Origin of the sequence: Bradyrhizobium sp. (genome assembly GCF_049691595.1) — a bacterium.
GTDB lineage: Bacteria > Pseudomonadota > Alphaproteobacteria > Rhizobiales > Xanthobacteraceae > Bradyrhizobium.
Genome location: NZ_JBAVNZ010000595.1, coordinates 1 through 4,659 on the forward strand (window position 1 = coordinate 1; position 4,659 = coordinate 4,659).

Below are 4,659 nucleotides of genomic sequence, written 5' to 3' on the forward strand. Positions count from 1 at the left end.
CGACATCAGCATCCGCATGTAGAGCCGCGAGGATTCCGCAAAGTCCGGCCACAGCGGGCTTTGCCGCGCGACGCCCACGCCCGCCTTGGCGAGACCACCCGCCAGCCTGTCGATCGCGGCGCGAATGTTCTTGTCCGCCGGCAGCACCGGATCGCTGTCGATCAAGAGCACCCGAAAATCCCTCAGCGCATGGTGGCGCGGCGGCGGCAGCGCGAGCTCGTAACCGACGCCCATGTCGAGCGGATCGGGTCCCGCGATGACGTCGAGCAGCAGCGACAGATCGGCGGCCGAGCGCGCCATCGGGCCGATCACCGCCATGTCGCGGTCGAGCGGGAGAGGCGGGAACGGCGGCGGCGTATGCCCGCGCAGCGGCGCCAGATTGTAGGTCGGCTTGTGCGCGTAGACGCCGCAGTGAAACGCCGGCACGCGCAGCGAGCCGCCGATGTCGGAGCCGAGCGAAAGCGCTCCGTAACCCGCCGCGAGCGCCGCCGCCGATCCGCCGGAGGAGCCGCCCGGGGTGCGGCCGAGATGATACGGGTTGTTGGTGACGCCGTAGATCTCGTTATAGCTCTGCCAGTCACCGAGCCCGAGCGGCACATTGGTCTTGCCGAGGATGACGCCGCCGGCCTCCTTGACGCGGGTGATCGACAGCGCGTCTTCGCCCGGTGTGAAATCCTTCTGGGCCGGGAAGCCCCAGGTCGTCGGCAGGCCGGCGACATTGTAGGATTCTTTCACGGTCAAGGGGATGCCGAGTAGCGGCTTGGTCTCGCCGCGCGCCAATGCGGCGTCGGCGGCGCGGGCGGCCGCAAGTCCGCGCTCGAAATCGCGGACGCAAATCGCGTTGATCCGGCTGTCATGCCGCTCGATGCGGCCGATCGCGTCCTGCGCCAGTTCGACCGCCGAGACCTTCCGTGCGGCAAGCGCTGCCGACAGTTCGACGGCGGTCTGAAAACTCCATTGCGATGTGGCCAAGGCGTGCTCCAGGTTCGGTTTCTGATCGTGTCCGATGATGTCCGGTTGTTCCGGCGGCCGCTAGACCGTTATTGCGGCCGGCGACCTCTCATCCCGGCAGTATCCGTTGCATGATGCGGTCGCGGTAGAAAAAGACATGAACCAGTACCGCCGCCACATGGATGCCGATCACGGCCAGCAGCGCCCACTCCGCTGCCTGATGGAGGCCATCGATCGCTTTACCGGCCGCCGCATTGTCGGACGCCAGCATCGGCATCGGCATGAGATAGAACAATGAAATCGACCAGCCCCGGAACGATGCGAACAGCCATCCGGTCACCGTGGTAGCCAGTACTAAAACGTAGAGCAGCCAGTGCATGACTTCCGAGCTCAGCCGCTGCCAGGGGGACAACGAACTCTCGGGCGCCACCGGGTGCGTCAGCCGCCAAACCAATCTCAGGACGATCAGGACGAGGATGACGAGGCCAAACGAGACGTGGAATGTCATGGCGGCGCCGGGCGTCATGCCGCGATGAATATCCGGCATCAGCCAGCCGATCGGATATTGCACCAGCAGAAGCGCTGCGACGAGCCAGTGGAGTATCTTCGCGATGGCCCCATATTGCAAACGATCGGTCATGAGCTTCCGGAGGTTGGCAGAATGCTTGTGCTGACGGTGAGGCGTAACGGTGAGGCAAGCGCGCATGGCCTCGTCAGGGTTGAAAGGGCCGTGCCGAGGCGTGCGACATCGGGTTGACGGGTCCGGCCGCGGCGCTTGTTGCGGAATCGCCGCCGGTCACCGGAAATGCGTAGCCGACGATCGTCTTGACGACGAAGCGATCGGAGGCCGGCGTCAGCCCGTAACCGACGCCGAAGTTCACGCCGAACACGCCGAGCCTGAAATCGGTCACCGCAAACAGCGTGTGCTGCTGGTCGGCAGGTTTTGCAAAATTCCCGATCTGGCCAAAATCGGCGTAATATTCCAGCCCTAACGACAGATCCGGGCCGAGCTTTCGCGCCACGCGCGCCGCGGGCGCAAAGTCCGCCTCGCCATATTTTCCAAAGCCGATATCCACGATCGGGTTAACGATGAACTCCCAGTCGCCGTTGCGGACGCCGATGATGGGCCGGATTTCCATCGCGAACCTGGTCTGCGAGAATTTCGGCGTGGTGTTGGAGAACTCGAAATTGACGCCATAGAAGAAGTTGCGCTGCTCGGCATTGGGCGCGACGAACAGCGTCCGCAGCTTGAAGGAATCCGACAGCAATTGCCGGTCCTGGATCGCGAAGGGCAGATAGAGCCCGACCTCCCACCAGTCGGTGACGCCGTAGGCAAACTCCGGCGTCCCGTTGATGCTGTGATGGGAGACGAGGCCGCCAGCAAACGGCGGATCCTTGAGCCCGACGGCGATATAATTGAGGTGCTGCTGGATCGTGAACTGGCCGGGCGCGGCGATTCCGGCGTTATAGACCTGGATTTCGTCGATGGCCTTGGCAGGTTGTGCGGACAACAGCGCCAACATTGCGCCGGCCGGCCAGCCGGGGCTGCGTCGGAAGCCTCGCCCGCCGCGTCGTTTGATCATTGCCCCGGCACCTATGCCGCGCCGATCAGGATGCCGACCGCGAGCACGATGGCCCCGCCGATCACGATCTGGAACACCGCCTGCAGGAACGGCGTGTCCATGTAGCGCGCGCGGATGAAGGCGATCGCCCATAATTCGAAGAACACCACGATGCCGGCGATGGCGGTGGCGATCCAGAACGCGTTCGCCCATGTGTCCGGAACCAGGTAGGGAATGGTGTGGCCGAGGCCGCCAAGCGTCGTCATCAGGCCACAGGTTACTCCGCGCAGCCAAGGCGAGCCGCGTCCGGTCAGCGATCCGTCGTCAGACAGCGCTTCGGCAAAGCCCATGCTGATGCCGGCACCGATCGAGGCGGCGAGCCCCACCAGAAAGGTCTGCCAGTTCTGATGGGTGGCGAAGGCGGCGGCGAACAGCGGCGCCAGTGTCGAGACCGAGCCGTCCATCAATCCGGCGAGACCGGGCTGCACATATTGCAGCACGAACACCCGCCGGCGCGTCTTGTCTTCCTCGGCGCGCACATTGGGCGATAGAATTCGGTCGGTGAGCTTCGCCGCGACGTGCTCGTGGCCTTTCTCGGCTTCGGCGAGATCGCCGAGCAGCCGACGCACGCCGACATCCTGGGCCTGCTCGGCGGCCTTGACGTAGAAACGCTCGGCCTCGAACTCCATCGTCTCGACTTCCTTGCGGATGGTGTCGAGCGAGAGGTTTTTCGTCAGCCAGACCGGACGGCGGCGCAGGAAGCCCTTGACGTTTTCGCGGCGAATCGGCGGCAGGTTCTTGCCGAAGCGCTGCTCGTACAGTTCCAGCAGCATGTGGCGATGGCCCTTTTCCTCCTCCGCCATCTGCTCGAACAGCTTGGCCGATTCCGGGTAGCGTTCGGCGAGGTCTTCGGCGAAACTCATATAGATGCGGCTGTCTTCCTCCTCGGCGGAGATCGCGACCGCCAGCACCTCGCGCTCGGTCAAGTCGGCGAAATTTTTCACGAATGTCTGCCCGGACGCTGTTTAGAATTATTCTAAAGCATATAGTGACCGGACTGGGCGCGGTCAATTCCTAACGTGTGATCGCCATCGGGAGCCGTTGCCGCTAGCGTCCGTTCGAGTTGCTGTCGGCGCATCCGCTTTCGATCGGGAGTTTCAATGCAGAAAGTCAAATATCGTCTGAACGATCCCAGGCTTGCGCCACGCCGAACCCGGCTCGAAATCCCAGGCTGGGCGGGCGAGCGCGAGCCGCGCGCGGATGGCTCCCGGGAACAGGTCTGGCATTGCGTGCCGTTCTCGGAAGGCGCGCAATACGGTATCGAACTGTTCTACCCGTACGCCTTCGAACTTCACGTCAGCACCAGGGACGGCAAACTCATTTTCGAGGCCGATTGGGGCGAGCCGCCCGATAGTGGGGTGCAATGGCCGCCGTTCCGCAACTTCGGCGACACTTTCTACACCTATCAGATCCTGCTCGATCTCAAGGTGCCGAAGGGCATGGCGATCCGGACCGAACCGCATCCCCGTTTTTATACCGACCGCTCCGACACGGTGCCGGTCGCCGTTCCCGCGCTGGTGCGAAACTGGTGGCCGATGCTGTTCTTTACGGTCTTCAAGGCGCCGGCCGAGGGCCGTACCCACATTTTCAGGCCGAACGAGCCGTTCGCGCAGATCATCGTGATCCCCGAGGAAGCCAATTTCGAACTCGAGAAGATGGGCGAGGAAGAATCGGCCGAACGCGAACTGCAGGCGCGGCGGATCTACAGCAGCCGGCCGACGCTTTCGGCCGGCACGGAATGGACTTCCTCGACCGACACGGTGTTCGATGGCACCTATCGGCATCTGCACCGCGCGGCGAAAGAGAAATCCCGACAGGAATAAAGCAAAAAACAGGGCCATTAGGCCCTGTTTTCCGTCACGCGATCCGACGCAGACTCAATAGTCGCGGCGATAGAAGCTGTGATGGTGGTGATGATGATGGTGGTGGTGGTGGTGGTAATACCGCCGGTACCGCGGAACGACGATGACGCGGGGACCATATTCATCATAGTCATATCGGCGATAAAAGCTGTGATGATGATGGTGGTGATGGTGATGGCGGTAGAATTGAGCGAGCTGGACGTTGTCGTCTGCTGACGAACCCG

The 4,659-nt window shown here is 63.0% G+C and carries 6 protein-coding genes; 1 reads left to right on the top strand and 5 read right to left on the bottom strand.

The window, feature by feature from the left end:
* From WCE35_RS23855 to mbfA, 4 genes are all read right to left on the bottom strand, one after another.
* Positions 1-972 (bottom strand): amidase (locus WCE35_RS23855; RefSeq protein WP_424595770.1); only part of this gene is annotated, 972 nt, incomplete at its 3' end.
* Positions 973-1,060: 88 nt separating this feature from the next.
* Positions 1,061-1,591, bottom strand: coding sequence for a cytochrome b (locus WCE35_RS23860; RefSeq protein ID WP_424595775.1), 531 nt, complete (start codon positions 1,589-1,591; stop codon positions 1,061-1,063).
* A 73-nt stretch (positions 1,592-1,664) separates the two neighbouring features.
* On the bottom strand, positions 1,665-2,462 hold the full coding sequence (locus WCE35_RS23865; RefSeq protein ID WP_424595771.1) for a hypothetical protein: 798 nt from the start codon (positions 2,460-2,462) through the stop codon (positions 1,665-1,667).
* Between the two features lie 83 nt (positions 2,463-2,545).
* Complete coding sequence (gene mbfA, locus WCE35_RS23870) at positions 2,546-3,517, bottom strand: iron exporter MbfA (RefSeq protein ID WP_424595772.1); 972 nt, start codon at positions 3,515-3,517, stop codon at positions 2,546-2,548.
* 156 nt (positions 3,518-3,673) lie between these two features.
* On the opposite strand from mbfA, the gene WCE35_RS23875 reads away from it, so the two are divergent.
* Positions 3,674-4,396 carry a hypothetical protein gene (locus tag WCE35_RS23875; protein ID WP_424595773.1) on the top strand — a complete coding sequence of 241 codons (723 nt, stop codon included), beginning with the start codon at positions 3,674-3,676 and terminating at the stop codon, positions 4,394-4,396.
* 17 nt (positions 4,397-4,413) lie between these two features.
* Here WCE35_RS23875 and WCE35_RS23880 read toward each other — a convergent pair.
* Positions 4,414-4,659, bottom strand: a 246-nt coding sequence (locus WCE35_RS23880; RefSeq protein WP_424595774.1) for a hypothetical protein, incomplete at its 5' end; no start/stop codon positions are given.

Coding starts and splice junctions, on each gene's coding strand:
- WCE35_RS23860 (WP_424595775.1), bottom strand. CDS start 1,591: ATGACCGATCGTTTGCAATATGGGGCCATCGCGAAGATACTCCACTGG.
- WCE35_RS23875 (WP_424595773.1), top strand. CDS start 3,674: ATGCAGAAAGTCAAATATCGTCTGAACGATCCCAGGCTTGCGCCACGC.